Raw genomic sequence first — 25,467 nt, forward strand, 5'->3', positions numbered from 1 at the left:
TGCCGGGCTGGACGGGGCGAAGCCGGGAGGTCATGGCGTCGGTCATCATAGGGGGGTGGTCGTCGGTTGGGGGAAACTGGTGGAGGGAAGATTGCGCGGCGGCAGCGGATAGGGCTGGGTGGAGCGGGCGCGCTCGGCGATGGCTGCCTTGCGCTCCTCTTCCTCCTTCGCCAGGTCCTCTTCGCTCTTGGTGGGGCGAACGGCGACCAGCGTAGCGACACGCAGGTCGATGACGGTTACGTCGCGATCGAGCAGCTGGTAATCGGCCTGGTAGCTCTCGAGATTGCGCAGCGCCCGCGCCACGCCCAGTTCGGGAAGCTGCACGCGCAGGCCCGTATCGTAGATGAGGTCCCAGCGGCGGTCGGCAATACGCGACAGCGCGACCAGCCCATCCTTGAGATCGGGATACTGATCGAGCGCGCGGATCATCACCATGGCGTCGTCATTGGCACCATCGCCGACAACCAGCGGCAAGTCGCCATAGGCACCGCGATCCTCGCCGATCTGCTCGCCCGATCCATCGACCACGAAGGTAATGCCATCGACCCGCCAGCGGGCCACGGGCACCTTCTCGGTAATGGTCACCACGACATCACCGGGATAGGTCTTGCGCACGGTGACGCTTTCAACCGCGGGTAGTTCGGCAATGCGCTGGCGCGCTGCCTCGACGTCGAAGCTGACGGTGGAAGTATGCGGCTCGATGCCGAGCGCGTCGAATACCGCCTGCTCGCTGGTCAGCGTCTGGCCGGAGATGGAAATTTCGCCGATAGCAAGACCGGCTGCCGCGAAGCGCCCCTGGGCCACCTCACCCAGCGCCGCGGCGCCCATGCCGATAGGTTCGCGCAATTCATAGATGGCGGCCGTGGTCGCAAGCAGGGCTGCAGTGGCGATACCGCGCAATATGGCCTTGCGGTGCAACACCCAGGTGCGGCCGAAATTATTGGCGAGCTTGCGGCTGGGCGAGCGGACAGGAACAGGCAGGGCGCGGGGATCAACGACCCTTGCGCCAGCGAGAAAGGTCTCGCTCTTTACCTGTTGCAACTCGCGTCCTCCACCATCCAGGCGACCAGTTCTTCGAATGAGTGCCCGGCATGCATCGCTTGCTCAGGCGCCAGCGAGGTGGGTGTCATGCCCGGCTGGGTGTTGATTTCCAGACAGACAAGCTCACCATCCTCTCCCGCCGCGTCGTTGTAGCGGAAGTCGGTTCGGGTGATGCCCCGGCAGCCGAGCGCAGCATGGGCCTTCAGGCTCATCTTCTGCACTTTGTCGTAAATTTTCGGTGAAATCTGAGCCGGGATAACATGTTGTGATCCGCCCGCCGAATATTTCGCCTCGTAATTGTAGAAGGCCAGGTCGGTGACGATCTCGGTCACGCCAAGCGCCACGTCGCCCATTACCGCGCAGGTCAGTTCGCGCCCGGGAATGTAGCGCTCGACCATCAGCTCCTCGCCGCCCTTCCAGTCTTCGCCCAGGATTTCCTGGGGCGGATGCGACTGGTCGGCCTTGACGATCAGGATGCCGAAACTGGAACCGTCGGCGACGGGCTTGACCACATAGGGCGCCGGCATGACATGCGCGCGACCCACTTCGGCCCTGGAGGCGATCACATGGTCGGTGACCGGCACGCCCGCCGCCTTGAGCATGATCTTTGCCTGATGCTTGTCCATCGCCAGGGCCGAGGCCAGCACGCCCGAATGTGTATAGGGGATGCGCAGGAATTCCAGCACACCCTGGATCGTCCCATCTTCGCCAAAACGACCATGCAGCGCGTTGAACGCCACATCGGGCGCGACCTCGCGCAGGCGTTCGGCAATGTCGTAGCCGACATCGATCTCGGTGACCCGATAGCCGGCGCGCCGCAGCGCCTCGGCGCAGCCACGGCCCGAACTCAGCGACACCGGGCGTTCGTTGGATAGCCCACCCATGAGAACGGCGACGTGCTTGGTCATGGTCACTCCGGATCCTTGCCGATCAGCGCGCCAAGCTCGGCCGGCAGCGCCGCGGCCCATTGGGTGATGTTGCCGGCACCCAGGCACACGACATAGTCGCCATCCTCGGCGCGGCTGGCGATCAGCTCGGCCAGGTCTTCCGGCTTGTCGAGCACACGGGCATCGCGATGCCCACGGGCGCGAATGCGCGCCACCAGTTCCTCATGCGTAACGCCGGGGATCGGCTGCTCGCCGGCTGCATAGACCGGCGCGACGATCACCGTGTCGGCATCGTTGAAGCAGGCGGAGAAATCGTCGAACAGGTCGTGCAGGCGCGAATAGCGGTGCGGCTGCACCACGGCGATGACATCGCGCCTGGTGGATTGGCGCGCCGCCCTGAGCACGGCGGCGATCTCCACCGGATGGTGGCCATAGTCATCGATGACGGTAATGCCGCCGACGACGCCGGTCTTGGTGAAGCGGCGCTTTACGCCGGTAAAACCCTTGAGCCCCTTGCGGATCGCCTCGGCCGGCACATGCAACTGGTCGGCCACGGCAATGGCGGCAGTGGCGTTGAGGGCATTATGCACGCCCGGCATGGGCAGTTCGAGCCCGTCGATGCGCAACTGCGTCATGCGGATACGGTCGCGGATCTCGACGGCAAAATGGCTGATGCCATCGATGGTTTCGAGATCGACCAGCCGCACATCGGCCTGCGGATTGCGGCCATAGGTGATGACGCGGCGGTCCTTGATCTCGCCCACCAGGGCTTGCACTTCAGGATGATCGAGGCACATCACGGCAAAGCCATAGAAGGGCACGTTCTCGACGAACTGGTGGAAGGCCTTCTTGACCCCCTCGAAGTCGCCATAGTGGTCCAGGTGTTCCGGGTCGATATTGGTGACGATGGCGACGTCGGCCGGCAGCTTGACGAACGTGCCGTCGCTTTCGTCGGCCTCCACCACCATCCATTCGCCCCCACCCAGGCGCGCATTGGTGCCATAGGCATTGATGATGCCGCCATTGATGACCGTGGGATCAAGATTGCCGGCATCGAGCAGGGTGGCCACCAGCGTAGTCGTCGTGGTCTTGCCATGGGTGCCGCCAATGGCGATGGCGGTCTTGAACCGCATGATCTCGGCCAGCATTTCGGCGCGGCGCACGATGGGCAGCGCCTTGGCGCGGGCGGCGACCAGTTCGGGATTATCCTTCTTGATCGCCGACGACACGACCACGACCTCGGCCTTGCCGAGATTATCGCCGCTCTGGCCGATCTCGACCTTGATGCCCATGTCGCGCAGGCGCTGCACATTGGGGTTGAGCGAGGCGTCCGAGCCCTGCACGGTATAGCCCTGATTGTGCAGGATTTCGGCAATGCCGCTCATGCCGATGCCGCCGATCCCGATAAAGTGGACCGGTCCGATATTGCGCGGCATTTTCATGAGAGATGATCCACTTCGACATTCTTGCCCGAGAGCATTTCGGCCACATCGGCCAGCTTCTCGACGGCCCGCGGCTGCCCGAGCGAACGGGCAGCGTCAGCGGCTTTGGTGAGGGTTGCGGGGTCGGTTAACAGGCTTGTGAGGCGAGTGGCAAGCGATTGCGGCGTCAGCGTGGCCTGCTCGGCGATCCAGCCGCCGCCCGCGGCATCCACCACCAGCGCATTGTTCTTCTGGTCGGCATCGATCGCACCGGGCAAGGGCACCAGGATCGCCGGGCGACCCAGCACCGTCAGTTCGGCAATGGTCGAGGCCCCGGCCCGTCCAATGACCAGGTGGCTGCGGGCAATACGCTCGGGCAGATCGGTGTAGAACGCCGCCAGTTCCACATTGACCTTGGCCCGGCGATAGATTTCGGCGACCCGATCGAGGTCTTCGGCACGGCATTGCTGCACGATGTGCAGCCGATGGCGCAGCGTTTCCGGGATCAGCGCCACGGCGGCCGGCACGATATCGGACAGTGCCTTGGCCCCCTGGCTGCCGCCGAAAATCACGATGCGAATGGGGCTGTCTGCGCTCAGCGCCGGATAAGGGGTGCTCGACACCGTGCGCACCCGGTCGCGCACCGGATTGCCCGTCACCACCTTTTCGAGGTTCAGCCCATCGGCAAAGCGGGTCTGGGCAAAGCTCATGGCGAGCACGTCCGCGAACCGGCCCAAGGCACGATTAGCGCGTCCCATCACCGAATTCTGCTCGTGCAGGATGCCGGGAATGCCCAGGAAATTGGCGGCGAGGAATGGCGGAAACGTCGGATAGCCACCAAAACCGATGACACAATCGGGCTTGGACTGGCGCAGCTTCCCGATTGCGACGGCGATGCCGCCGAGGATCTTGAAGCCGCCGACGACGAACTTGAATGGGTTGCTGAGCGACGGCGTCGCCGATGGAACGATGTGGACGGCTGAGGCCGGAAAATCGGCGCCATAGCTCTCCACGCGATGGTCCGTCATCAGCTCCACCGTGTGGCCACGGCGCGCCAGCTCCTGCGCCAGTGCCATGGCCGGGAAGAGGTGTCCTCCCGTGCCACCTGCCATGAGCATGAACTTCTTCATTCAGCAGGCGCCAGCGGCGCCACGGCGCTCTTGTAGCTGGGAATGCCGGTGGCCATGCGCTCCTCGGGCTTGGTGCGGGTAAACGCCAGCATCAGTCCCATGCCAAAGGCGATGGCAATCATCGAAGTGCCGCCATAGGAAACGAAAGGCAGCGTCATCCCCTTGGGCGGAATGAGGTTGAGATTCACGGCCAGGTTGATCCCCGATTGCATGGCGAACTGGATCGCCAGCGTCGATGCGGCAAGACGAGCGAACAGACTCGTCTGCCTTTGTGCCCCCATCATGGCGCGAATGACGAGGAAGGCGATCAGCGTAACCAGCACAAGGCAGAACAGAATGCCGAATTCCCCCGCTGCAGCCGAGAACACGTAGTCGGCATGCGCATCGGGGATGAGCTTCTTGGCGATGGACTCTCCCGGACCACGCCCGAACCACCCCCCCTCGAGCAGCGACTGCAGCGCCCGGTCGATCTGGTAGGTATTGCCCCCTCCCTCCGGGTTGAGGAAGGTATCGATGCGGCGCGAGAAGTGCGGGAAGAACATATAGGCGCCAAACAGCAGCCCGCCCGCGGCCCCGGCGAGGCCAAAAATGATGAACCAGGAAATACCCGAAAGGAAAAGCAGCACTGCCCAGGTCGCCAGCACCAGCGCCGTCTGTCCGATATCGGGCTGCAGCAACAGGCCCATCACGATGGACAGCATGATCAGTGTCGCCAGGATCTTGCCGGGCACGTTCTTGTGGATCATCGACTCCGAGAACAGCCAGGCGCCCAGCACCGCAAAGGCCGGCTTGACGAATTCGGACGGCTGCAACGATTGGCCGGCAAAGGAAATCCAGCGCCGCGCGCCCTTGACCTCGGTGCCAAAGCGCAGGGTCGCCCACAGCAGCAAGACGCTGACCACCAGGGTGACCAGCGCCGAGACACGCGCCTGCCGATGGGTCATGAACGACGTCGCCACCATCACGACCAGCGCCGGAATGCAGAACAGGGCATGGCGGATGATGAAGTGCCAGGGGCTGAGGCCAAGGCGCTCGGCCACCGGCGGGCTGGCGGCGAAGCTCAGCACCATGCCGCAGGTCATCAGCAGGATCAGCGCCCCCAGCAGTTCCCGGTCGATCGACCACCACCATTCCGCCAGAGGCGTCTTTTCGGCACGGGAGAACATCATGGGGAAAGCCGGGCTACTGGATACAACTCGAAACGAATTGTAGCAGCCGGTTGGTTACCGATTTCCCAATCGGAAATGCATTTTGCGAGTCTGGCGTAAAAAGGCGCGCGGACCGACAGCCGCGCGCCCTGGAGCCTGCATGTCTGGAGGGTTACTGCAGGATAGCGATATCGCTGATCGGCCCCTCGACGCCCTCAATGGCGCCAATGGCCGTAGCGGTGCCGGTAGCAATATCGACGGTGTGCAGGGTGTTATCGATCACCAGCCACGCGGTGTTGGTCAGATCTTCGGTCGCGGAAATGTCGAAGGCATAGCTTGAGCCCTCCACGCCCAACTTGCCGATGGCCTTGAGTGTACCGTCATTGGGCGGGGTCTGCTGGATCAGGGCGGCGATCGTCGCATCGATGTCATACATCGCCGTCGCTTCGGGCTTTCCGATCGAATTGATATAGGCCGCATCCACGATGGCAGGGGCTTCGCCCTCATGCATGTCGCCGGAAATATAGGCCAGCGAACCATCGACCGTGACCATGCCATCATCGACATTGACGCGATGATTGGTGCCGTCGGTGCCCATCAGGCGCAGGCGGTCGGCCATCGGGTTGAAGTCGACGGTGGCGCCCTCGAAGCTTGGCAGCATTTCCGACAGGGTGCTCTTGACCGTCGCCGTGCCGGAGGCAGTGTCGATGGTAACGACTTCGCCGGCCAGCGAGACGCCATAGAGCATCTTGTCGGAAGGACGCACGTCGATCCCGGCCAGACCCTCCACTCCGGTGACTTCAATCGTGCCGCTGATGGCGAGGCTTTCGGTGTCGAACGTGACCAGGGTGGTGTCGCCGACAAGGCCCACCGCAGGAGCGGCGAAGGCAGCGGTGGCGAAGCTGGCGGAGCCAAGCAGGGCGGTGGCATAAAGTCTAACGCGGGCGGTAACGGTCATCGGTAGTCTCCTCGTGCGCGTCCCGCACGGCGGCGGGGCGTCTGGGAATGGCTGGGACGAAGGCTATCGTCCTGTCCAGCAACGGTCCTCGCAGCCGCGGAAGTTTCACCTAAACTGCAATGGCCGGCACACGAAACCGTTATCGACAAACGAAAAAACCCCGGACCGAGCCGGGGTTTTCAGTTGGACTACCAGCGAGGCTACCGCAGCTTCAGCGAGCTCAGCCCGATCAGCGCCAGCACGAAGGAGATGATCCAGAAGCGGATCACCACCTGGCTCTCGGTCCAGCCGAGATGCTCGAAATGGTGGTGGATGGGCGCCATGCGGAAGACGCGCTTGCCGGTCAGCTTGAAAGAGGTGACCTGGACGATCACCGAAACCGTTTCGAGCACGAACAGCCCGCCGATGATCGCCAGCACGATCTCGTGCTTGGTGATGACGGCGATGGTGCCCAGGGCGCCGCCCAGCGCGAGCGAACCGGTATCCCCCATGAAAATCTGGGCCGGCGGGGCGTTGAACCACAGGAAGCCGAGACCCGCCCCGATCAGCGCGCCGCAAACCACGGAGAGTTCAGCCGTGCCGGGAACGTAGTTGAGCAACAGGTAATCGGAGAAGGTTACGCTGCCCACGAGATACGCAATGAGCGCGAAGCAGGCCGCAGCCACCATCACCGGCACAATGGCGAGGCCATCGAGGCCATCGGTGAGATTGACCGAGTTGCCCGCTGCCACGACGACGAAGCCGCCGAACAGGATGTAGAAATAGCCCAGGTTCAGCGCCAGGTCCTTGACGAAGGGGAACAGCAGCGACGTGCCATAGGCGCCCTGGGCCAGTTGGGAGGTGGCAAAGGCCGCAATGCAGCCGATCAGCGCCTCCAGCAGCAGGCGTTGCCTCGAGCCGAAGCCGGCATGGCTCATGCGCTTGACCTTGAGATAGTCGTCATAAAAGCCGATGGCGCCAAAACCGATGGTCACGAACAGCACGACCCAGACATAGCCATTGGCGAGATTGGCCCAGAGCAGTGTGGAAATCACCGCCCCCGACAGGATCATCAGCCCGCCCATGGTCGGCGTGCCCTTCTTGGTCAGCAGGTGACCCGCCGGGCCATCTTCGCGGATCGGCTGGCCACGGCCCTGCTTGAGCCGCAGCATCGCGATCATTCCCGGCCCGAACAGGAACACGAAGAACAGCGCCGTAACGACCGCCCCCGCCGTGCGGAAGGTGATGTAGCGGAAGACGTTGAAGGCCGCGAACGCTTCGCCGAGTTGGCCGAGAAAATACAACATGAAGCGAAGAATCCTCGTTGGGTGGGATCAGCTGTCTTCGAACCGTTTGCGGATCTTGTCGACGATCTCAGCGAGCCCCACGCCGTTGGACCCTTTGATCATAACTGCGTCGCCATAGGCAAGGTCATCAAGCACGATGTCCGCCATCTCTGCGGCGGTCTGTGTGTGGCCGGCAACACGGGTCGGACCAAGGGCCCCGGCGAGCGCCGCCATTTCCCTGCCGACCAGATAGACGCGCTCGGCCCCCGAAGCCGTGACGGCTGGGACGAGGCTCGCATGCAGGCTTCCCGATTGCGGTCCCAGTTCGAGCATGTCGCCCAGGATGACCACCTTCCGCCCTGCGGGCGCGGCCTGCGCGGCGAACACATCGAGCGCTGCGGTCATTGATGCCGTATTGGCATTGTAGCTTTCGTCGATCAGCAGCAGCGGCTTTTCGGAGGGCCCCAGCAAAGTCCGCTGGCCGCGTCCGGGCTGCGCGCCAAAACCGGCCAGCGCCCGTAGCGCCACGGCTGGCTCTATGCCGGCCAGATGAGCCACCGCCAGCGCCGCAGTCGCATTGGCGATCATGTGGCGACCGGGCACGTTGAGCACCAGCGCATGACGCTCCCCGTCATGCTCGATGGTGGCAAAGCAGCGGTCGGCAGCGGTTTGGATGTCGACGATCTGCCAGTCCGCGCCGCGCGCTTCGCCATAGGTGACGATATTGGTGACCCCGGCTGCATTGGCTTCGTCCAGCAGCGCGCCGAGCTGCGGATGATCCGCATTGAGCACGGCCGTTCCACCGGCTTCGAGCCCGGCGAAGATCTCCGCCTTGGCCCTGGCTATGCCGTCGAGCGAGCCGAACGCCTCCAGATGCGCCGGCGCAATCGTGGTGATGACGGCGATATGGGGGCGCACCAGCCGGGCTAGCGGGCGGATTTCGTCGGGACCGCTCATGCCCATCTCGAACACGCCGAACTGCGCCGCCCGGGGAAACCGCGCCAGCATCAGCGGCACGCCCCAGTGGTTATTGAAGCTCTTGATCGAGGCATGGGTGTCCCCTGCCGCCTCGAACACCACGCGGATGGCTTCCTTGGTCGTCGTCTTGCCAACGCTGCCGGTAACGCCCACCACCATGGCCCGGCTGCGGGCGCGCGCCGCGCGGGCAAGATCGCGCAGGCCTTCGAGTGCATCGGCCACGACAATACGGCGCTCGCCTTCGCCCCGGTTGACCAGCGCCGCCACGGCACCGTTTTCCAACGCCTTGTCGACGAAGTCATGCCCATCGAAACGGTCGCCCTTGATGGCGACAAACAAAGCATCGGGACCCAGTTCGCGGGAGTCGATGGAAATGGAGTTGATCGATATGTCGGGGGCAAGGTCAGACGACCCGCCGGTCGCGGCAAGGATGTCGGCGATGGTGTAGAGGGGCTGGGTCATGGTCGGATGTCGCCGCTAGCGTCTTCACCTCTCCCTCTGGGGGAAAGGTTGACCGTCTTCGGTCGGGTGAGGGGGTTTTTGCCGGGCGCGGTGTGCGGGGAAGGCCCCCCTCACCCGGCGCTGCGCGCCGACCTCTCCCCCAGAGGGAGAGGTGTGTCTCCGTGACTCCGGCAAGCTCAAGCTCTACCCCTTGATCGCCTCCGCCACGACCTCATGGTCGGAGAAATGGTGCTTCGTCGTCCCGATGATCTGGTAGTCCTCGTGGCCCTTACCGGCAACGAGCAGAACATCACCGGGCTCGAGCGACTTGACCGCCGCTGTTATCGCCGCCTTGCGGTCGCCGATCTCCTTGGCTCCCTTGGCCGCCGCAAGGATTTCCGCGCGGATAGTCTTGGGGTCTTCGGTGCGTGGATTGTCGTCCGTGACGATGACATCGTCGGCCATGCGCTGGGCGACCTCGCCCATCATCGGCCGCTTGCCCTTGTCGCGATCGCCCCCTGCCCCGAATACGACCCGGAGCTTTCCCTTGGCATATGGCCGAAGCGAGGCAAGCGCCGATTCCAGCGCTACGGGCTTGTGGGAATAATCGACAAAGATGGCCGCGCCATTGTGTTCGGCCACCAGTTCGAGCCGCCCCTTGGCACCGACCAGCTCTGACAACGCCGGGAAGGCCTGCGCCTTGTCGACGCCGCTCGACATGGCAAGAGCCGCCGCCACAATGGCATTGGAGACCTGGAATTCACCGGTAAGCGGCAGGTGGAAGCTCAGCTTCTCGCCCACATGGCGCACCACGACACGCTGGCCATAGCCCTCGGGCTTGATATCGAGCACCTCGATATATGCCCCTTCGCGTCCCACCGTCAGCAGCGTCGCGCTGGCGCCAAGCGCGGCAAACATGAACGGCTCGTATTCGGGGTCATCGACATTGACCACCGCCGCGCCGCCATCGACCAGGAGGTCGGTAAACAGGCGTAGCTTGGCATTGCGATAGGCGTCCATGTCCTCGTGATAGTCGAGGTGGTCGCGGCTGAGATTGGTGAAGGCAACGGCCTCGAAATGAAGGCCATCGAGCCGCCGCTGGTCGAGGCCATGGCTTGACGCTTCCAGCGCCACATGGTCGATGCCCTGCGCCTTGAGCGCCCGCATCGACTGATGCAGCGTCCGTGAATCCGGCGTCGTCAGGCTGCCATCGATATGGCGTGTAGCCGTATCGACGCCCAGCGTGCCGACGCTGGCGCCGGGAATGCCGGCATAGTGCCAAATCTGGCGCACGAACGACGCAACCGAGGTCTTGCCATTGGTGCCGGTCACCGCGACGGTGATTTCCGGCTGCGGCTCGAAAATGCGCGACGCCGCACGGGCATAGGCGGCGCGCACATCCTTGACGATGATGACAGGCACGCCTGGGTCGCCCACCGGCGCCGTGTCGCTGATGACGGCCAGCGCGCCGCGCTTTACCGCGTCGGGCACGAACTGGTTGCCGTGCACATTCTGCCCCGGCAGGGCAAAGAAGATATCCCCCGGCTCGATCCGGCGGCTGTCTGAATTGAGGCCGAAGACGGCGCCCAGGCCCTTTTTGGGGCGAGCACCAGAGCCTTCGAGCAGTTGTGTTACGCTGAGTGACACCGCGATGAATCCTTCTGGATCAATCTATCTGAGGACGGGAGGAACGAGATTAAGGTCGAGCGCCTCGGAAAAATCCGGGGCAATACCAAGCATCGGCGCAACGCGCTGCACGATGCGGCCGGTAACTGTGCCGGCGTTCCAGCCAGCCGTCGTGCCCGATTGCGGATTCTCCGCCTGGGGCTCGTCGACCATGATGACCATGGCATAGCGCGGATTGTCCAGTGGGAAGGCCGAAGCGAAGAAGTTGGTGACCTTGCTCGACGAATAGCGTCCATCCACCACCTTCTCGGCGGTGCCGGTCTTGCCGCCGACGCGATAGCCGAGCGCCGCCTTGTTCATCTGCGAGCCCGAACCTTCAAGCCCATTGAGGCGCATGAGATAACGAATAGCCTCGCTGGTCGAGGGCTGCAGCACACGGCGATACATGGCCTCGGCCTCAGCCACGTCGCGCCGGTACAGCGTGGGAGCAATATAGTTGCCGCCATTCACGAACGCCGCATAGGCCGTGACCATGTGCAGCGGCGAAACCGAAAGACCGTGCCCGAACGAGGCCGTGGCCGCCCCGACCTCGGAAAGCTCCTTGGGAACCGTCGGCAGGCGCATCTCGGGCAGTTCGAACGGGACGCGCGCATCAAACCCCATGGTAGTGAGGAAGGCGCGATAGGCATCCTTGCCCATGGCCTGCATGACGCGGATCGTGCCGATATTGGACGAGTATTTGTAGACCTCGGGCAGGCTCAGGATGCGGTGCTTGCCGTGGAAGTCATCGATGGTGAAGCGGCCGAAGCGAATACCGAAGCGCGCATCGAACTGATCGGTGATCGAGACGGCGCCGCTATCCAGCGCGCCGGCCATGGTCACCGTCTTGAAGATCGAGCCGGGCTCGAAAATGCCGGCAGTGACGCGGTTGAAGCTGTCTTTGACCAGCGCCGAAGCCGGATCGTTGGGATCGAAATCCGGCACCGAGGCCAGGGCGATGATCTCCCCGGTATGGACGTCCATCATTACGCCGGCCGCCGCCACCGCCTGGTAGCGCGTCAGGGCATCAAGCAATTGCTCATGCATTACATGCTGCACCCGCATGTCGACCGACAGCTCCACCGGCGCCAGCGCATTGCCGCGGGCCAGGCCAAGCTCCTGCAGCAGCGCCACGTCTTCGCCATCCATATGACGCTCGATGCCGGCAATGCCCTGGTTGTCGATGTTGGTCGAGCCCAGGATATGGCTGGCCTCGTTCATGCCCGGGTAGAAGCGCTTGGACTCGGTGATGAAGTCGATGCCGGGAATACCCAGCCGCATCACCTTTTCCTGGATCGCGGGGGAAAGCTCGCGCTGCACCCAGACAAAGCCCTTGTCGCCGGTCAGCCGCGTGCGCAGCCAGGCTTCATCGAGCTCGGGCAACACGGTGCGCAGTTCGCGCACGGCCTCCTCTACGTCGATGATGCGGCGCGGTTCGGCAAACAGCGACGGCACGCGGATATCGACCGCCATTTCGAGCCCGTTGCGATCCAGGATCGGCGGCCGCGTTGCCGTGATCACGTCGCGCGCCTGGCCCTCGATGGTGGAATCGGGCACCACCATGCCCAGCTGCACCAGCCGTCCACCCACCAGGCCAAAGCCCAGCACCAGCGCCAGCACCATCCAGCGGATGCGCGCCTGGGTGAGGTTGCCGCGCGCCTTGCGCCCGCCGTCCAGGGCAATGGTGGGACCAAAATCCTCGGTTGCGATGGCCATTATTCGATGCCCTCCAGTTCAAGGATGGCATCGATGGGGTCGATGCCGGCTTCGAGCGATTCAAACAGGGAGTCCATGGCCGAGGAATTGGGCTTGGCCGGCCGCATCGGCAGGTCGGCAAAGGCCCCGAACTGCTCCTGCTTCACCGGCGCAATAGCCAGCGCCAGCTCATGCCGGCGCACGATGGGCTCGATATGGCCCGGCTGGCTCAGCACCGCCTCGTCGGCCTTGAGCAGCGACAGCTGGCCTTCCTGGCTGTCGATCTCGGCGATCAGTGCCGTGCGTTCGCTCGCGGTATTCTCGATGGAAAACTTGAGCGCATAGACGCCCGACAGCATCAGCACGCTGGTAAAGATCAGCAGGATGTTGAGGTTGCGGATCATGCCGCGCCCCGCACCTGGGGGACGCCAAGGCCGTCAAACCGCACCGGCCGCGCCGCCGCGTCGGAGCGGGTCGCCGCGCGGAGAATGGACGAACGGGCCCGCGGATTGCGGCTCAGCTCGGCCTCGCCGGGCTTGACCGCCTTGGCGACGTCCACCCAGCGCCTTGCTTCCGTCTCCACCTGCGGCAGATGCCGCGATTGGGCCGGACCGCCCTTGTCGGGATCGAAGAACCGCTTGACGATGCGGTCCTCCAGCGAATGGAACGTGACCACGACCAGCCGCCCGCCTTCCGCCAGCAGCCGCTCGGCGGCGAACAGCGCCTCGACCAGCTGGTCGAATTCGCCATTGACGGCGATCCGCAGCGCCTGGAACGAGCGCGTTGCCGGATGCGGATCACCCGGCTTGCGTCCGATGGCTTTCTCGATGATCCGCGCCAGTTCCAGCGTCGTGGCAATCGGCGCCACCTCGCGAGCGGCGACGATGAATTGGGCAATGCGACGCGACTTGCGTTCCTCGCCAAAGGCATAGAGCAGGTTGGCCAGCGGCTCGACGTCGAGCGTATTGACCAGGTCGGCGGCGCTTTCGCCCTCCCCGCTCATCCGCATGTCGAGCGGCCCGTCGCGCATGAAGGAAAAGCCGCGCTCTGCCTGGTCGAGCTGCATCGAGCTGACGCCGATATCGAGCACAACGCCATCGATGGGGCCATGCTCGGCGGCGAGCGTATCAAGTTCGGAAAATGTGCCGGGCACGAAGATGAAGCGCCCTTCGAATTCGGCCATGAGCGCATCGGCAAATGGCTTGACGCTGGGGTCACGGTCGATGCCGATGACCACGGCCCCCGCCTCAAGCAGCGCCCGCGAATAGCCGCCGGCCCCGAAAGTGCCATCGACCACGCGCTTGCCAGCGAGCGGAGACAGGGCTGCTATGACCTCGTCCAGCAGGACGGGGACGTGCGGGCCAGCATTTGGGCTGGTTTCGGGCATGGAACGCTTGCCCATAAAGGCCACTACTCCACTCCCGGCCGGAAAGCCGGTACGTAAACTTCCCGCCACTTTGACCAAGGACGCTTAAGATTCTGTTTCCCATGAGCGTTTTGGTGGGGATTTCCGCTGCCACCGGTTGGCTTGACGCCGTGCCCTGATCGGCGCAGCCTCTGGCCAGTCCTGCAAAGATCGGTGCTGTCATGGTTCGTATCGGTGCATGTGTGGTCATTGCCGTCGCTCTCGCGACACTAACGCCCGCGCAAGCGCAGGAGCCGGCATGCAGCGAAGGCAGCCCCGAGCCGATCACCGTCAAGTCATGGACTACCACGCCCGCGCCTGAGCATGGCGACGATGCAGTGCGGATCGACTACGTCCTCACCAACAATCTCGATGTCGACCTGTACGACTTCATCGCGGCCGCCACTTACTGGAGTGAGGGTCAGGAAGTCCTCTATCACTCGCTGTACAACGACGTCTCGCCGATCTTCCCGGCAGGTGGCGACGTCAATGGCTCGGTGATCGCAAGGGGCGGCAAAACGCCATATGTGGCCGAAAACCCATCCTTGGTGAGGGTCATTGCCTGCACCTCGATGGTCGTGAAAACCGACGAAAGCCGGGTCGAATTCTGAGCCCGTCCGGAGTCACCCGGACCTTGGCAGGCGCTCTAGTCCGCCGCCTGCCAGCTGAATACCTCGGTGATCGGCACCCCGAACGCCGCTGCGATGCGAAAGGCCACTTCCAGCGAGGGCGAATAGCGACCCTGCTCGATGGCGACGATGGTCTGCCGCGTCACCCCGACCTTCTCGGCCAGCGCCGCCTGCGTCATCTCCCCGGCATGGAAACGCAGCACCCTGATGGTGTTGGTTATGCCTGGCTGTCCCTTCCCCATCGGTCTAGCCGATCCGGTAATAGACCAGCTGCGAGCCCGCATCGACGGCCCCCGCCAGCATCAGCCCGCCGAACAGCACATAGACGCCCGTCGTTACCTCATAGCCCAGCGCCCAGACGATCAATGCCGCGAGCCCAGCCAGCGACGCCACCACATAGGCATTGCGCATCGCCTTGGCCCCCACCAGCCGATCCCGCTCATCGGCCACCTCATCCCTGAACTCCCGGCCCTGCGCGATGCTGATCAGGATGGTGAAGACGATGATTGCCGCGATATTGAAGACGATGGAGGCGAGGATCGCCCAGCACAGCCGGGTGGCCACGGCCGAGAGCGTCAGCGTCGGATCCCCGATGGCGCCCGTCAGCACCCAGGCGGAAATCACCACGGCTCCAAGCAGCATCACGGCTGCGTTCATTTCCTTGAAAGTCATCGTAGGGCACTCCGGCCAAGCGTTGTTGTTTGGAGAACGGTATGAGAAAGACGACATTATGTCAATTAATTTTTACATCATGTCGTGTATACCAGTCTCGCTGGAATGCTGGGGCACCCTCTTTGCCAAAGGCATTGGTGCAGCTACTCTTTGCCATGGGCCAACATGACACATCTCGGACTTGTACCGTTCGCGACGCCAGGCCATCCGACCACGCCGTGATTAAGGTGATGAATGATGGCATCCAGCAGGCGGAGCTCGATCTGGTGGGCTACCCCATGCTGACGCCCGACCAGTTGCCTCCCGGCTACCTGGAAAACTTGCTCAATCGTGATCCCGATGAGCAAGGCGAACTGCTGGTTTGCGAAATGGACGGGCGTGTGGTGGGATTTCTCAGCGGACGCAAGACCATTGACGACGATACCTTGGTCGATCCGGCTTTCAACACCTACGCCCTGGTCACTGATCTCTTCGTCAATCGAAACTACCGCTCACAAGGCATCGGCCAGGCTCTGATGGCGGAATTTGCCGACCGCATGCGCGCCAAAGGCCTTAAATGGCTGCATATCTGGGCCAAGGCCCGCAACCGAAAGGCAATAGAGGCCTACCTTCGGTTCGGCTTCGAGCCATATGAGGCGGGCTTCGTCAAACCGTTATAGGAAGGTCAAAACAGCCAGTTGACCTATAAGCCGGGTTCTGTAGGGCCCGCGCCTTGCGACACGGACGTGGTGACCATTCATCTGTGGCGCCTGTTGCCAGGACGCTCATGCAACCAACCCGGATGATCTGGCCTCAAAACCGGCTGGGGCCGAAGCCCCGCGTCATCCCTATTTGGTCTTGCTCCCGGTGGGGTTTACCGTGCCGTCCCTGTTGCCAGGTCCGCGGTGCGCTCTTACCGCACCCTTTCACCCTTACTCTGCCAAGGCAAAGCGGTTTGCTTTCTGTGGCACTTTCCCTGAGGTCGCCCTCGCCGGGCGTTACCCGGCACCGTGTTTCGATGGAGCCCGGACTTTCCTCCAGCAGCAGGTTGCCCCACTGCCAGCGGCCACCCGGTCAACTGGCTGGCGTGATGTAGAGAGTTACATCGCCCCGCGTCAAGCGCTGGCCGGATCCGCCGTCAGCAACGGCGTCTGCCTGGGCTTGGTCAGCGCCTGGTAGGCGAGGTTGATCGATTTCATCCTTGCCGTCGCCACGTCGATCAGATCTTCGGGCACACCCTTGGCGATCAGCCGGTCCGGATGGTGTTCGGCAACCAGCAGCCGATAGACCCGGCGGATCTCGTCGGCCGGCGCATTCTGCGCCAGGCCCAGCACCGCATAGGGATCGATCCCCGCTTCCAGCTGCACATGCTGGCTGGCCATCTGCTCGAACCGCGCGTCGTCAAAGCCGAAGATATCGCTGACCGACTTGAGATAATCGAGCTCGGCCTCATGCACCAGGCCATCGGCCGTGGCGATGTAGAACAGGCTGTCGAGGACATGCTCGAGCGTATCGGGGCTGTCGGCAAAGAAGCGCGTGACCTTGCGGGCATAGGCGTCGTAGCCGGCCACATCCTGCTTGGCCAAGTTGAACACGCGCGCCACCTGCGCTTCATGCCCGGCGGCGATTTCCACCGTGGCGCGAAACGCCCGCTCCTCGGAGGCCGTCACCGCGCCATCGGCCACGGCCATCTTGGCGGCCAGGGCGATCAGCGCCAGCGTGAAGGCAGCATCGCGCCCGCCCGGCAGCCAGTTATCGGGGTCGAGCGCATTGACCAGCGATCCCGCCAGGCCCGTGCGCTGGCTGAACGAGCCGACGAAGTCGCCCAGTCTCTGCCACATGTCGATCTTCTCTTCGGGCTCGCGCATGCAAATGGTTACCGGCTGCGCCTTTTGAGGGGGAATCGAACAGCATCCTGCCCGATCAGGATCGCGGACAATAACGGCTGCAGGGCGTGTGGTCTACCGCCCCAGGCGCATGGCCGCCTTCCCTCAATCGCCGAAGAAGAAGAAGGGATCGATCTCCCGCGCGATGACGCGGTCGCGCCGTGGCCGCTTGGGGCCCTGGTCGAGGAAAAAGCCGTCGGCCTCAGGTTCGACATAGGCGTTGGCCGCCTGTCGCCGGGCCAGGAATTCGGCCAGGGGGCCGGATTCCCAATCCTGAAGATCGGCAGCGGTGACGTCGACGGGCGGCCGCACGATCACGTCAGGCTCGGCAGGCGTCAGACCCGGCGGAATGACCACCGGATCACGCACCAGCGCCACTGCCACGGGCTCGGGCCGCATCGACAGCGGCATCGGCGTCGGGGCCACCTTTTGCGGAATCGAAGCGACTTCGATCGGGTCGACCGCAGCCGGCTGCGCCGGTGGCGTCGTGGTGATCAGCGGGCGCGTCGGCGGAGTGGCCGCGACCTGGCTGGGCGCAGCCGGCGCATCGGCGTCCGTTATGTAGCTGGGCATCTGCCGGCCCGACTGCAGAAAGGCATCGACGGCATCAGCCGTCTGCGCCGCTGGCGTAATGGTTGGCTTGGCGGGCGTAGCCACTGGCTTGGCTGGGGTAACGGCAGCAACCTGTGCTGCCGGCTTCGCCACCGGGGCGGCCGGGCGCTGGCTGAGCGGCGCCGGAATGGGCGCAACCGGCGCCATCACGGCGATCTGCGCTGGCGCCGGGGGATTGCCCATAAACTGTGCCGACAGCAGGTCTGCCGTCGGTACGCCAACAACGAGAAGGACCCCAGCCCAGGCCAGGCCATTGGTGATGCGACGGTCGATGTTCATGGTTCCTGCGTCCCGATTTGCTCCACCCGCTTGGGCGAAAGAGCCGGATTTTCGTGGCCATTTTGTGAAAACGGCGCACCTTGCCAGCAATGCCGCCTGCTAGCTGAACCGAACCTGAACGACGCTTTTCAGGTCCCACCACAGCGCGGGCCGCGTGCTGATGGCACCAGATCATGGTGAATGCAAGGTTAAGATCAGTCGAGATAGGCCTCGGAAACCGCGCCATCCAGATGCCGCACGCGCGCTCGCGCCAGCACGGATGGCTCGAGCAGCCGGGCATTGATGCCCATCCGATTCTGCTCGCGCTGCGGCTCGGGCCACCAATGGGTGACGCAACCGCAGGTGCGGCAGCGATGGAACGCCAGCGAACGATCGTCCCACATATAGGTGTCGGTGTCCGGCCGGGCGGGAACGAAGCGCACCTGCTCAGGTGCATAATAGGCCCAGATCACCCCATAGCGGCGGCAGATCGAACAGTTGCACTCGGTCACCACTGCGGGCGCAGCCGCGAGAACCAGCCGGACCGCGCCGCAGTGACAAGACGCCTCGACGGCACTCATTGCTCGGGCCGTCGTCCCAGGATGCGCGCCAAAGCCAGCGCCAGCGGCGAGCGGTTGTGGGTATAGATGTGGAACTCGGTCACGCCCTCATCCAGCAATTCGGTCACCTGTTCGGCGGCAACAGCCGACGCCACCAGGGCATGGGTCTCGGGCTCCTCATCGAGACCCTCGAACCGCTCGGCCAGCCAGGCCGGAATGGAGGTTCCGCAGCGCGCGGCGAAGTTCGATATCTGCTTGAAGCTGTGGATCGGCTGGATGCCCGGCACGATCGGCGCGGTAATGCCGGCGGCGCGCGCACGTTCGACGTAGCGCAGATAATCGCCGTTGGAGAAGAACATCTGGGTGATGGCCCGATCGGCGCCGGCGTCGATCTTGCGCTTGAGATTGTCGATCTCGGTCTGCCAGTCGGGGCTTTGCGGGTGCTTTTCGGGATAGGCGGCCACCGAAATGTCGAAGTCGCCGATCCGCCGCAGGCCGCCCACCAGGTCGGCCGCATTCTGGTAGCCCTCGGGATGGGGCGTAAACGGCTGGCCCACGCCTTCCGGCGGATCGCCGCGCAAGGCCACGATGCGGTTGATCCCGGCGTCCTGGTAGCCCCGAACCACCGCATCCACCTCGTCCCGCGTGGCGCCGACGCAAGTCAGGTGCGCGGCGGCATCCACGCCCGTCTCGGATTTGATGCGGCTGACCATGCGCAGCGTGCGCTCGCGGGTCGAACCACCAGCGCCATAGGTCACCGAGACGAAACGCGGCTTCAGCGGCGCCAGCTTATGCACCGTGTCCCAGAACTTCTCCTCCATGACGTCGGTCTTGGGCGGGAAGAATTCGAAGGAGATCTGCAGGTCCGGCCGGTGCTGCGCAGTCTGGCGGCTGGCGCGGAGGTTGTCGTCAAGCATGGGTCTATCCGTTCAGGTCTTGTCGCTGAGGCGCCACAGGCAAACCGTCAGGCCGCGTTCGGGGGACTGGCTGGGAAACTCGCGCACCGCCTCGACCCTGAGGCCGGCAGCCGCGGCCCAGCCGCTCATCTGGCTCTGCGACAGGCCGAGCCGCCGATGGGCGTGCTCGCTGCGCAGGAATTCGAGATCGTGCGGGGCGAAATCGACGATGATCATCTCGCCACCGGGCTTGAGCAGGCGTCTCGCCTGCGCCAGCATGCGGCCGGGATCGTCGAAATAGTGCAGCACCTGATGGATGACGATGACATCTGCCGGCCCCGCCGCGAGGTCGACATCGCCGATATCACCCAGCCGCACCTGGGCATGGGTAATGCCCGACGTGGCCAGTCGCGACCGCGCTACCGCCAGCATCTCCCGGCTCGAATCGATGCCGATGCCGCGCTTGTAGGACTCCGAGAGCACTTCGAGCATGCGCCCGGTGCCGGTACCCAGATCGATCAGCGTGTCCACATGCCGGCCATTGAGGGCCGCGACTACCGCGGCCTCCACCGCCTCTTCGGGCACATGCAGCGTCTTGAGCAGGTCCCAGCTGCGGGCCACCTTGGCGAAATACTCCTTCGCCCGTGCCTGCTGGCTGGCCCGCACCGCCTCCTGCCGCTCGATGTCGCGACGCCGTTCCTGGTCGCTGTCATCCACGCGTTCGATCAGCCATTGCGCCAGTGCGGCGCCGTCGCCCTCCTGCGCCAGGCCATAATAGGCCCACGCGCCTTCGGCATTGCGCTCGATCAGGCCGGCATCGGCCAGCAGCTTGAGGTGACGGGAGACTCGGGGCTGGCTCTGCTTGAGGATTTCCGTCAGATCCTTGACCGAGTGGTCGCCATCTGCCAGCAGAGCCAGCAATCGCAGCCGCGTGCCTTCGCCCGCTGCCTTGAGCACCCCCACCAGTTCATCCAGCTCCGCCATCAGCCCCTCACGAGATATAAAGATATCTTTATATCAAGAGGCGAAAGCGGTCTAGGGGGATATGGGACGACTGAGGCCGCAAAAGAAAACCCTCGGACTGGGCCCGAGGGTCTAGCGCGATGGCTGAAAAGCGGGCGCCTACGCGCTCAGAGCCGCACGTTCTTCGCTGACAGCCCGCTTGCGAAAAGAGTGGGCCCGCCACAGTTCGAAAATGCCGATGGCTTCATCCTTGTCGATGGCCTCGAAGCGGCTCACCACCATCTTCTTGTCGGCCTCGGAGGGCAGGTCGCGCCAGGGCAGCGTGGCCACGGTGGCCTCGAACAGGTCGGGCGACAGGCCTGCCGCCTTGAGTGCCACGGTGATCGCCACATAATCCTGGCTGGCCAGCCACTTGACGAACACTTCAGGCGCCACGTGCAGCATGACGGTGAGCGCCGCCGCGGCATGATGGCCATAGCCGAAACGGGCGAAGCGCGTCAGCGCCCGGTCATCGAGCTGCTTGCGGTCGCTCAGCGCCTTGACCTGGTTGTAGGCCACCTTCCACTCGGTGGCCGAGAAGCCGGCGCGATTGCGCATGCGGTTATAGACCACGGCATTGACCTTGCCGGCCGCTACCGGGTCGAAACGCTTGTCGACCTCGCCGAGGGTCTCCAGCACCTTTGATGCCACCGAATCGATTTCGCCACGGAGCGATTTCCAGTCGATTTCCGGCCGGTTGCGCAGATCGGCGGCGATCTCGGTGTCACGTGTCGCGCGCTCGACCAGCTTTTCCAGCGTTGCCTTGTCGAACTCGGCATTGGAATTGCGCACCAGCCGGACCACCGATGGCGTGTCGCCGTGTTCGACAATCGCCTCGCCGACCCGTTCGGGCACGCTGGCGCGGCCGGCAATGGCCACGCGATGCTCTTCGCTCAGGCGGCTGATGATGTCGATCAGGTCGTCGTCACTCAGCACATTGGAGAATTCGAGCAGCGGCTTGGCCACCTCGATATCGTCATTGGCAAGCTTGACCACCACCGTGCCCGGCGCGCGGTCGAGCGGCGCGAGGAGCTTGGCGACATGGGCCCGCGCCTCGACCTCGACCAGTTCGGCCAGTTGGCACAGCACTTCGTCATACTGGGCAACCTGTTCGTCGTCACAGCGGTCCGAGACATAGCTGAACAGTTGCGCCATGTTGCGGAACAGCTGTTCGCGCTCCGAGTGATTGTCTTCCCCGTTCAGCACGCGGAAACTGGAAAATGCCCGCTGGCCATCATCAAGCTCGTTCATTCGCCTGTTCTCCCGGCTTCTGCCGCAAATCTGGACTCCGACGATGCGCAGCCACCTTCTTGCGGCCCCTGAAGGCCGGACAGGACAATTGATTCAAATTTTAACGGAATGCCACAAGCAAAAGGCCCCGGAGCGGCACTCCGGGGCCTCGTTCGTCTGGATATCCGCGGCTCAGCGCAGGTCGAAGCGATCCGCGTTCATCACCTTGACCCAGGCGGCCACGAAGTCGCGGGTGAACTTTGGCGCAGAGTCGGACTGGCCATAGACCTCGGCCAGCGCCCGCAATTGCGAATGCGAGCCAAAGATCAGATCGACCCGGGTCGCCGTCCATTTCAGCGCGCCCGTCTTGCGGTCACGGCCTTCATAAACCCCCTCTTCGCCCGCCTTTGGCTGCCACTGGGTGGCCATGCTGAGCAACTTGAGGAAGAAGTCGTTGCTGAGCGTGCCCGGACGGTCGGTGAACACGCCATGGTCGTTGACGCCCACCTTGAGCACGCGCAGCCCGCCCACCAGCACCGTCATTTCCGGCCCGGTGAGACGCAGCAGCTGCGCACGATCGACCAGCGCTTCTTCCGGCTCCATGAAGCGGCGATGGCTGAGATAGTTGCGGAAACCATCGGTCCGCGGCTCAAGCGCGGCAAACGACATCACGTCAGTCTGTTCCGCCGAAGCATCCATGCGGCCGGGCGTGAAGGGCACGACAATATCCTGCCCCGCCGCCCTGGCTGCCATCTCGATGCCAACGCCACCAGCGAGGACGATCAGATCGGCCAGCGATACCCGCTTGCCGCCGGCCTGGAACTGGCCCTGGATGGATTCGAGAGCTGCCAGCACCCTGGCGAGTTGCTCTGGCTGATTGACCTCCCAATCCTTCTGCGGCGCGAGGCGGATGCGTGCGCCATTGGCACCGCCCCGCTTGTCCGAACCGCGGAAGGTAGAGGCCGACGCCCAGGCGGTGCCCACCAGTTCGGGCACCGTCAGGCCCGACCGTGCGATCATGTCCTTGAGCGTGGCGATATCGGCGTCATTGACCAGCTCATGGTCCACGGCGGGAATGACGTCCTGCCAGATCAGATCCTCGGCCGGCACTTCCGGGCCGAGATAACGGACCTTGGGACCCATGTCGCGATGCGTGAGCTTGAACCAGGCGCGGGCAAAGGCGTCGGCGAACTGGTCGGGATTCTCCAGGAACCGGCGCGAGATCTTCTCGTATTCCGGGTCGAAGCGCAGCGACAGGTCGGTCGTCAGCATGGTCGGCCGATGCCGCTTGGCGGGATCGAAGGCGTCGGGAACGTTGAAGTCGTCGGTCTTGGCGACCCACTGCTTGGCCCCGGCCGGGCTGGTGGTCAGTTCCCATTCGTAGCCAAACAGGTTCGAGAAGAAGTAATAGCTCCAGCGGGTAGGCGTCTGCGTCCAGGTCACTTCCAGCCCAGAGGTGATGGAGTCCTTGCCCAGGCCGGAGCCGAACTTGCTCTTCCAGCCCAGCCCCTGGTCTTCGAGGTCCGCCCCCTCGGGCTCCGCCGCGATCAGCGATGGATCACCGGCGCCATGGGTCTTGCCAAAGGTGTGGCCGCCGGCGATCAGCGCCACGGTTTCCTCGTCGTTCATCGCCATGCGGCTGAAGGTCTCGCGAATGTCGCGTGCCGCCGCGACCGGGTCGGGATTGCCGTTCGGGCCTTCGGGATTGACATAGATCAGGCCCATCTGCACGGCGCCGAGCGGATCGGAGAGCTGGCGCTCGCCCGAATAGCGCTCGTCGCCCAGCCAGGTACCTTCCGGCCCCCAGAACAGTTCCTCGGGCTCCCACACATCGGCGCGCCCGCCGGCAAAGCCGAACGTCCGGAAACCCATCGATTCCAGCGCCACATTGCCGGTCAGGATCATCAGGTCGGCCCAGGAGATGGCATTGCCGTATTTCTGCTTGATCGGCCAGATCAGGCGGCGGGCCTTGTCGAGATTGGCATTATCGGGCCAGGAATTGAGCGGCGCGAAACGCTGCTGGCCCTGCCCCGCGCCACCGCGACCATCGGTGATGCGATAGGTGCCGGCGCTGTGCCAGGCCATGCGGATGAAGAGCGGGCCATAATGGCCGAAGTCCGCCGGCCACCAGTCCTGCGAATCCGTCATCAGCGCGGTGAGGTCCTTCTTCAGCGCCTCGAGATCGAGCTTCTTGAACTCCTCGGCATAGTCGAACGCCTCGCCCATCGGGTTCGACAGGGCCGAGTGCTGGTGAAGGATCTTGAGATTGAGCTGGTTCGGCCACCAGTCGCGGTTGGAGCGCATCGCGGAGTTCGCCGCGATCGTCGCGCCGTGCGCCACCGGGCACTTGCCGCCGCTGCTGCCGGGATTGGTCTCGGTGTTCTCGTTGACCTCTAGAGCGTCCATCTGTGTCTCCTGTCTTTCGCGGTTTGAAGGCCATCGAGACCCCCGATGCGCGTCCTGCGCGCGGAGCTCGCCGGCAATGTCCAGGCGGCGGGCGACCGGCGCCCGCGCTCTGCGTCATCGAAAAATGGTTCGTATGCGCCGGTGCCTCTGCACAAGCGCCCGTTCAAGCGGGCCGTCCTCGCTGCGCGCGCCCCTCCTTGCCGTTGCTGGACGTTTTCGCTTCCCGCCAGACTGCCGATTCCCTCGGCATCAGTCTAGAACGGTTCCAGATTAGTCGATGGCGCCAATAAGAGCAAATTGCATTTGATACTTTTTGTGATAGGAATCTCTTATGATACGTCTGACGATCCGGCAGATGGAATATTTCGAGGCGCTGGCCGAGACGCTGCATTTCGGCCGCGCGGCCGAGCTCGCCGGCGTCAGCCAGCCGGCGCTGTCGGCGCAGATCGCCGAGATGGAGGAACGGCTGGAGCGCCGCCTGTTCGAGCGCGGTGGCCGCGCCGTGCAGCTGACCGAGGAAGCGCAGGCGCTGAAGCCCCGCATCGAGCGCGTGCTTGCCGAAATCCGCGACATCGAGGCGACGGCCCGCCGCGGGCGCGCGCCGATGGAGGGCCGGTTCCGCCTCGGGGTCATCCCGACGGTCGCGCCCTATCTGCTGCCGCGCCTGCTGCCGGCGCTCAGGACGCAGTTCCCCGGCCTCGTGCTCGAGCTGCGCGAGGCGGTGACGGCGACGCTCATCGACGAGACCGCGGCCGGCCGCCTCGACGGCATGATCGCGGCGCTGCCGCTCGAGCATGCCGCGCTCGCCATCGAGCCGCTGTTCCGCGACCGCTTCTTCCTTGCCGTTCCGGCGAACGATCCGGGCTTCGTCGCGCCGCCGGTGCCGCCGGAAAGCCCGGCGCTCGAACGGCTGATGCTGCTGGAGGACGGCCACTGCATGCGCAACCAGGCGCTGGAGATTTGCACCGCGGCGCGGCGCTCGGCGCTCGCCAATTACGGCGCCGCCAGCCTGACGACGCTGCTGCAGATGGTGGCGCACGGCCAGGGCGTGACGCTCATTCCCGAGATGGCGGTGGCGGCGGGCGTGGTCTCGCCCGAGCTCAAGGTCGTGCCCTTCGCCGACCCGATGCCGGCACGCACCCTCGCCTTCGCGTGGCGCAAAAGCGCCGGCCGCCACGACGAATGCCGCGCGCTCGCCGGCATCGTGCGGGCGCTGTCAGGCGATGCGCAGCAGGTGGACGGCGAGCGTGGCCCACAGCGCGATCACCGCGACGAAGCCGGCCGTGAAGGCGGGCTGGCGGTG

General features: G+C 64.3%; 24 protein-coding genes and 1 other RNA gene. 3 read left to right on the forward strand and 22 right to left on the reverse strand.

Annotated elements, in window-relative coordinates:
• Positions 1–45: 45 nt before the first annotated feature.
• The 12 genes from IH615_RS08260 to rsmH all read right to left on the reverse strand — a co-directional run bounded on the left by IH615_RS08260 (position 46) and on the right by rsmH (position 14,031).
• On the reverse strand, positions 46–1,041 hold the full coding sequence (locus IH615_RS08260; protein WP_291361293.1) for an FtsQ-type POTRA domain-containing protein: 996 nt from the start codon (positions 1,039–1,041) through the stop codon (positions 46–48).
• Positions 1,029–1,949: a D-alanine--D-alanine ligase gene (locus IH615_RS08265; protein WP_291361294.1), complete on the reverse strand. Its 921-nt coding sequence runs from the start codon at positions 1,947–1,949 to the stop codon at positions 1,029–1,031. Before IH615_RS08265 ends, IH615_RS08260 begins: the two co-directional genes overlap by 13 nt.
• Before the next feature lie 2 nt (positions 1,950–1,951).
• On the reverse strand, positions 1,952–3,370 hold the full coding sequence (murC, locus tag IH615_RS08270; protein WP_291361295.1) for a UDP-N-acetylmuramate--L-alanine ligase: 1,419 nt from the start codon (positions 3,368–3,370) through the stop codon (positions 1,952–1,954).
• Positions 3,367–4,479 carry an undecaprenyldiphospho-muramoylpentapeptide beta-N-acetylglucosaminyltransferase gene (murG, locus tag IH615_RS08275; protein WP_291361297.1) on the reverse strand — a complete coding sequence of 371 codons (1,113 nt, stop codon included), beginning with the start codon at positions 4,477–4,479 and terminating at the stop codon, positions 3,367–3,369. Before murG ends, murC begins: the two co-directional genes overlap by 4 nt.
• On the reverse strand, positions 4,476–5,645 hold the full coding sequence (locus IH615_RS08280) for a putative peptidoglycan glycosyltransferase FtsW (RefSeq protein WP_291361331.1): 1,170 nt from the start codon (positions 5,643–5,645) through the stop codon (positions 4,476–4,478). Before IH615_RS08280 ends, murG begins: the two co-directional genes overlap by 4 nt.
• Before the next feature lie 154 nt (positions 5,646–5,799).
• A complete protein-coding gene (locus IH615_RS08285) occupies positions 5,800–6,585 on the reverse strand; it encodes a DUF4394 domain-containing protein (protein ID WP_291361298.1) in 786 nt (261 codons plus the stop codon).
• Between the two features lie 200 nt (positions 6,586–6,785).
• On the reverse strand, positions 6,786–7,871 hold the full coding sequence (gene mraY / locus IH615_RS08290) for a phospho-N-acetylmuramoyl-pentapeptide-transferase (RefSeq protein WP_291361300.1): 1,086 nt from the start codon (positions 7,869–7,871) through the stop codon (positions 6,786–6,788).
• Positions 7,872–7,898: 27 nt separating this feature from the next.
• Positions 7,899–9,290, reverse strand: a complete 1,392-nt coding sequence (murF, locus tag IH615_RS08295) for a UDP-N-acetylmuramoyl-tripeptide--D-alanyl-D-alanine ligase (RefSeq protein ID WP_291361302.1) — start codon at positions 9,288–9,290, stop codon at positions 7,899–7,901.
• 183 nt (positions 9,291–9,473) lie between these two features.
• Complete coding sequence (locus IH615_RS08300; protein WP_291361304.1) at positions 9,474–10,916, reverse strand: UDP-N-acetylmuramoyl-L-alanyl-D-glutamate--2,6-diaminopimelate ligase; 1,443 nt, start codon at positions 10,914–10,916, stop codon at positions 9,474–9,476.
• 24 nt (positions 10,917–10,940) lie between these two features.
• The gene (locus IH615_RS08305; protein WP_291361306.1) at positions 10,941–12,650 is read right to left on the reverse strand and encodes a penicillin-binding protein 2; all 1,710 of its coding nucleotides are present in this window, start codon (positions 12,648–12,650) and stop codon (positions 10,941–10,943) included.
• Positions 12,650–13,033: a hypothetical protein gene (locus IH615_RS08310; RefSeq protein ID WP_291361308.1), complete on the reverse strand. Its 384-nt coding sequence runs from the start codon at positions 13,031–13,033 to the stop codon at positions 12,650–12,652. The genes IH615_RS08305 and IH615_RS08310 overlap by 1 nt, the downstream gene beginning before the upstream one ends.
• Positions 13,030–14,031, reverse strand: coding sequence for a 16S rRNA (cytosine(1402)-N(4))-methyltransferase RsmH (gene rsmH / locus IH615_RS08315; protein ID WP_291361310.1), 1,002 nt, complete (start codon positions 14,029–14,031; stop codon positions 13,030–13,032). The genes IH615_RS08310 and rsmH overlap by 4 nt, the downstream gene beginning before the upstream one ends.
• A gap of 185 nt (positions 14,032–14,216) precedes the next feature.
• On the opposite strand from rsmH, the gene IH615_RS08320 reads away from it, so the two are divergent.
• On the forward strand, positions 14,217–14,645 hold the full coding sequence (locus IH615_RS08320; RefSeq protein WP_291361312.1) for a hypothetical protein: 429 nt from the start codon (positions 14,217–14,219) through the stop codon (positions 14,643–14,645).
• Between the two features lie 35 nt (positions 14,646–14,680).
• On the opposite strand, the gene IH615_RS08325 is transcribed toward IH615_RS08320, so the two are convergent.
• Both IH615_RS08325 and IH615_RS08330 read right to left on the reverse strand, forming a co-directional pair.
• The gene (locus tag IH615_RS08325; RefSeq protein ID WP_291361314.1) at positions 14,681–14,905 is read right to left on the reverse strand and encodes a helix-turn-helix transcriptional regulator; all 225 of its coding nucleotides are present in this window, start codon (positions 14,903–14,905) and stop codon (positions 14,681–14,683) included.
• 4 nt (positions 14,906–14,909) lie between these two features.
• On the reverse strand, positions 14,910–15,335 hold the full coding sequence (locus tag IH615_RS08330) for a hypothetical protein (RefSeq protein ID WP_291361316.1): 426 nt from the start codon (positions 15,333–15,335) through the stop codon (positions 14,910–14,912).
• Between the two features lie 230 nt (positions 15,336–15,565).
• Here IH615_RS08330 and IH615_RS08335 point away from each other — a divergent pair, with 230 nt between their 5' ends.
• Entirely contained in the window at positions 15,566–15,994 is a 429-nt protein-coding gene (locus IH615_RS08335) for a GNAT family N-acetyltransferase (RefSeq protein ID WP_291361318.1), read from the forward strand.
• A gap of 10 nt (positions 15,995–16,004) precedes the next feature.
• Here IH615_RS08335 and rnpB read toward each other — a convergent pair.
• The 8 genes from rnpB to katG all read right to left on the reverse strand — a co-directional run bounded on the left by rnpB (position 16,005) and on the right by katG (position 24,164).
• Positions 16,005–16,396: RNase P RNA component class A (rnpB, locus tag IH615_RS08340), an RNA gene on the reverse strand.
• A gap of 33 nt (positions 16,397–16,429) precedes the next feature.
• Positions 16,430–17,182, reverse strand: coding sequence for a DnaJ family molecular chaperone (locus tag IH615_RS08345; RefSeq protein WP_291361320.1), 753 nt, complete (start codon positions 17,180–17,182; stop codon positions 16,430–16,432).
• A gap of 123 nt (positions 17,183–17,305) precedes the next feature.
• Complete coding sequence (locus tag IH615_RS08350; RefSeq protein WP_291361321.1) at positions 17,306–18,091, reverse strand: hypothetical protein; 786 nt, start codon at positions 18,089–18,091, stop codon at positions 17,306–17,308.
• A gap of 194 nt (positions 18,092–18,285) precedes the next feature.
• On the reverse strand, positions 18,286–18,651 hold the full coding sequence (locus IH615_RS08355) for a GFA family protein (protein ID WP_291361323.1): 366 nt from the start codon (positions 18,649–18,651) through the stop codon (positions 18,286–18,288).
• Positions 18,648–19,547, reverse strand: a complete 900-nt coding sequence (gene metF, locus IH615_RS08360) for a methylenetetrahydrofolate reductase [NAD(P)H] (RefSeq protein ID WP_291361325.1) — start codon at positions 19,545–19,547, stop codon at positions 18,648–18,650. Before metF ends, IH615_RS08355 begins: the two co-directional genes overlap by 4 nt.
• A 12-nt stretch (positions 19,548–19,559) precedes the next feature.
• Positions 19,560–20,510 (reverse strand): metalloregulator ArsR/SmtB family transcription factor, encoded by a 951-nt coding sequence (locus tag IH615_RS08365; protein WP_291361327.1) that lies wholly within the window; start codon positions 20,508–20,510, stop codon positions 19,560–19,562.
• Positions 20,511–20,648: 138 nt separating this feature from the next.
• The gene (locus IH615_RS08370) at positions 20,649–21,779 is read right to left on the reverse strand and encodes a DUF2336 domain-containing protein (protein ID WP_291361328.1); all 1,131 of its coding nucleotides are present in this window, start codon (positions 21,777–21,779) and stop codon (positions 20,649–20,651) included.
• A 171-nt stretch (positions 21,780–21,950) separates the two neighbouring features.
• The gene (katG, locus tag IH615_RS08375) at positions 21,951–24,164 is read right to left on the reverse strand and encodes a catalase/peroxidase HPI (protein ID WP_291361329.1); all 2,214 of its coding nucleotides are present in this window, start codon (positions 24,162–24,164) and stop codon (positions 21,951–21,953) included.
• A gap of 331 nt (positions 24,165–24,495) precedes the next feature.
• Between katG and IH615_RS08380 the strand changes: the two genes are divergently transcribed.
• A partial coding sequence (locus IH615_RS08380; RefSeq protein ID WP_291361330.1) for a hydrogen peroxide-inducible genes activator occupies positions 24,496–25,467 on the forward strand: 972 nt, incomplete at its 3' end.

It is taken from the genome of Devosia sp. (genome assembly GCF_014860165.1).
Classification (GTDB): domain Bacteria; phylum Pseudomonadota; class Alphaproteobacteria; order Rhizobiales; family Devosiaceae; genus Devosia.

What these genes read in the sequence shown, in the direction of transcription:
- IH615_RS08265 (WP_291361294.1), bottom strand. Translation starts at nt 1,949, where the DNA reads ATGACCAAGCACGTCGCCGTTCTCATGGGTGGGCTATCCAACGAACGC.
- mraY (WP_291361300.1), bottom strand. Translation starts at nt 7,871, where the DNA reads ATGTTGTATTTTCTCGGCCAACTCGGCGAAGCGTTCGCGGCCTTCAAC.
- murC (WP_291361295.1), bottom strand. Translation starts at nt 3,370, where the DNA reads ATGAAAATGCCGCGCAATATCGGACCGGTCCACTTTATCGGGATCGGC.
- IH615_RS08325 (WP_291361314.1), bottom strand. Translation starts at nt 14,905, where the DNA reads ATGGGGAAGGGACAGCCAGGCATAACCAACACCATCAGGGTGCTGCGT.
- rsmH (WP_291361310.1), bottom strand. Translation starts at nt 14,031, where the DNA reads ATGGGCAAGCGTTCCATGCCCGAAACCAGCCCAAATGCTGGCCCGCAC.
- IH615_RS08285 (WP_291361298.1), bottom strand. Translation starts at nt 6,585, where the DNA reads ATGACCGTTACCGCCCGCGTTAGACTTTATGCCACCGCCCTGCTTGGC.
- murF (WP_291361302.1), bottom strand. Translation starts at nt 9,290, where the DNA reads ATGACCCAGCCCCTCTACACCATCGCCGACATCCTTGCCGCGACCGGC.
- murG (WP_291361297.1), bottom strand. Translation starts at nt 4,479, where the DNA reads ATGAAGAAGTTCATGCTCATGGCAGGTGGCACGGGAGGACACCTCTTC.
- IH615_RS08280 (WP_291361331.1), bottom strand. Translation starts at nt 5,645, where the DNA reads ATGTTCTCCCGTGCCGAAAAGACGCCTCTGGCGGAATGGTGGTGGTCG.
- IH615_RS08355 (WP_291361323.1), bottom strand. Translation starts at nt 18,651, where the DNA reads ATGAGTGCCGTCGAGGCGTCTTGTCACTGCGGCGCGGTCCGGCTGGTT.
- IH615_RS08365 (WP_291361327.1), bottom strand. Translation starts at nt 20,510, where the DNA reads ATGGCGGAGCTGGATGAACTGGTGGGGGTGCTCAAGGCAGCGGGCGAA.
- metF (WP_291361325.1), bottom strand. Translation starts at nt 19,547, where the DNA reads ATGCTTGACGACAACCTCCGCGCCAGCCGCCAGACTGCGCAGCACCGG.
- IH615_RS08335 (WP_291361318.1), top strand. Translation starts at nt 15,566, where the DNA reads ATGAATGATGGCATCCAGCAGGCGGAGCTCGATCTGGTGGGCTACCCC.
- IH615_RS08330 (WP_291361316.1), bottom strand. Translation starts at nt 15,335, where the DNA reads ATGACTTTCAAGGAAATGAACGCAGCCGTGATGCTGCTTGGAGCCGTG.
- IH615_RS08350 (WP_291361321.1), bottom strand. Translation starts at nt 18,091, where the DNA reads ATGAACATCGACCGTCGCATCACCAATGGCCTGGCCTGGGCTGGGGTC.
- IH615_RS08320 (WP_291361312.1), top strand. Translation starts at nt 14,217, where the DNA reads ATGGTTCGTATCGGTGCATGTGTGGTCATTGCCGTCGCTCTCGCGACA.
- katG (WP_291361329.1), bottom strand. Translation starts at nt 24,164, where the DNA reads ATGGACGCTCTAGAGGTCAACGAGAACACCGAGACCAATCCCGGCAGC.
- IH615_RS08370 (WP_291361328.1), bottom strand. Translation starts at nt 21,779, where the DNA reads ATGAACGAGCTTGATGATGGCCAGCGGGCATTTTCCAGTTTCCGCGTG.
- IH615_RS08345 (WP_291361320.1), bottom strand. Translation starts at nt 17,182, where the DNA reads ATGCGCGAGCCCGAAGAGAAGATCGACATGTGGCAGAGACTGGGCGAC.
- IH615_RS08310 (WP_291361308.1), bottom strand. Translation starts at nt 13,033, where the DNA reads ATGATCCGCAACCTCAACATCCTGCTGATCTTTACCAGCGTGCTGATG.
- IH615_RS08305 (WP_291361306.1), bottom strand. Translation starts at nt 12,650, where the DNA reads ATGGCCATCGCAACCGAGGATTTTGGTCCCACCATTGCCCTGGACGGC.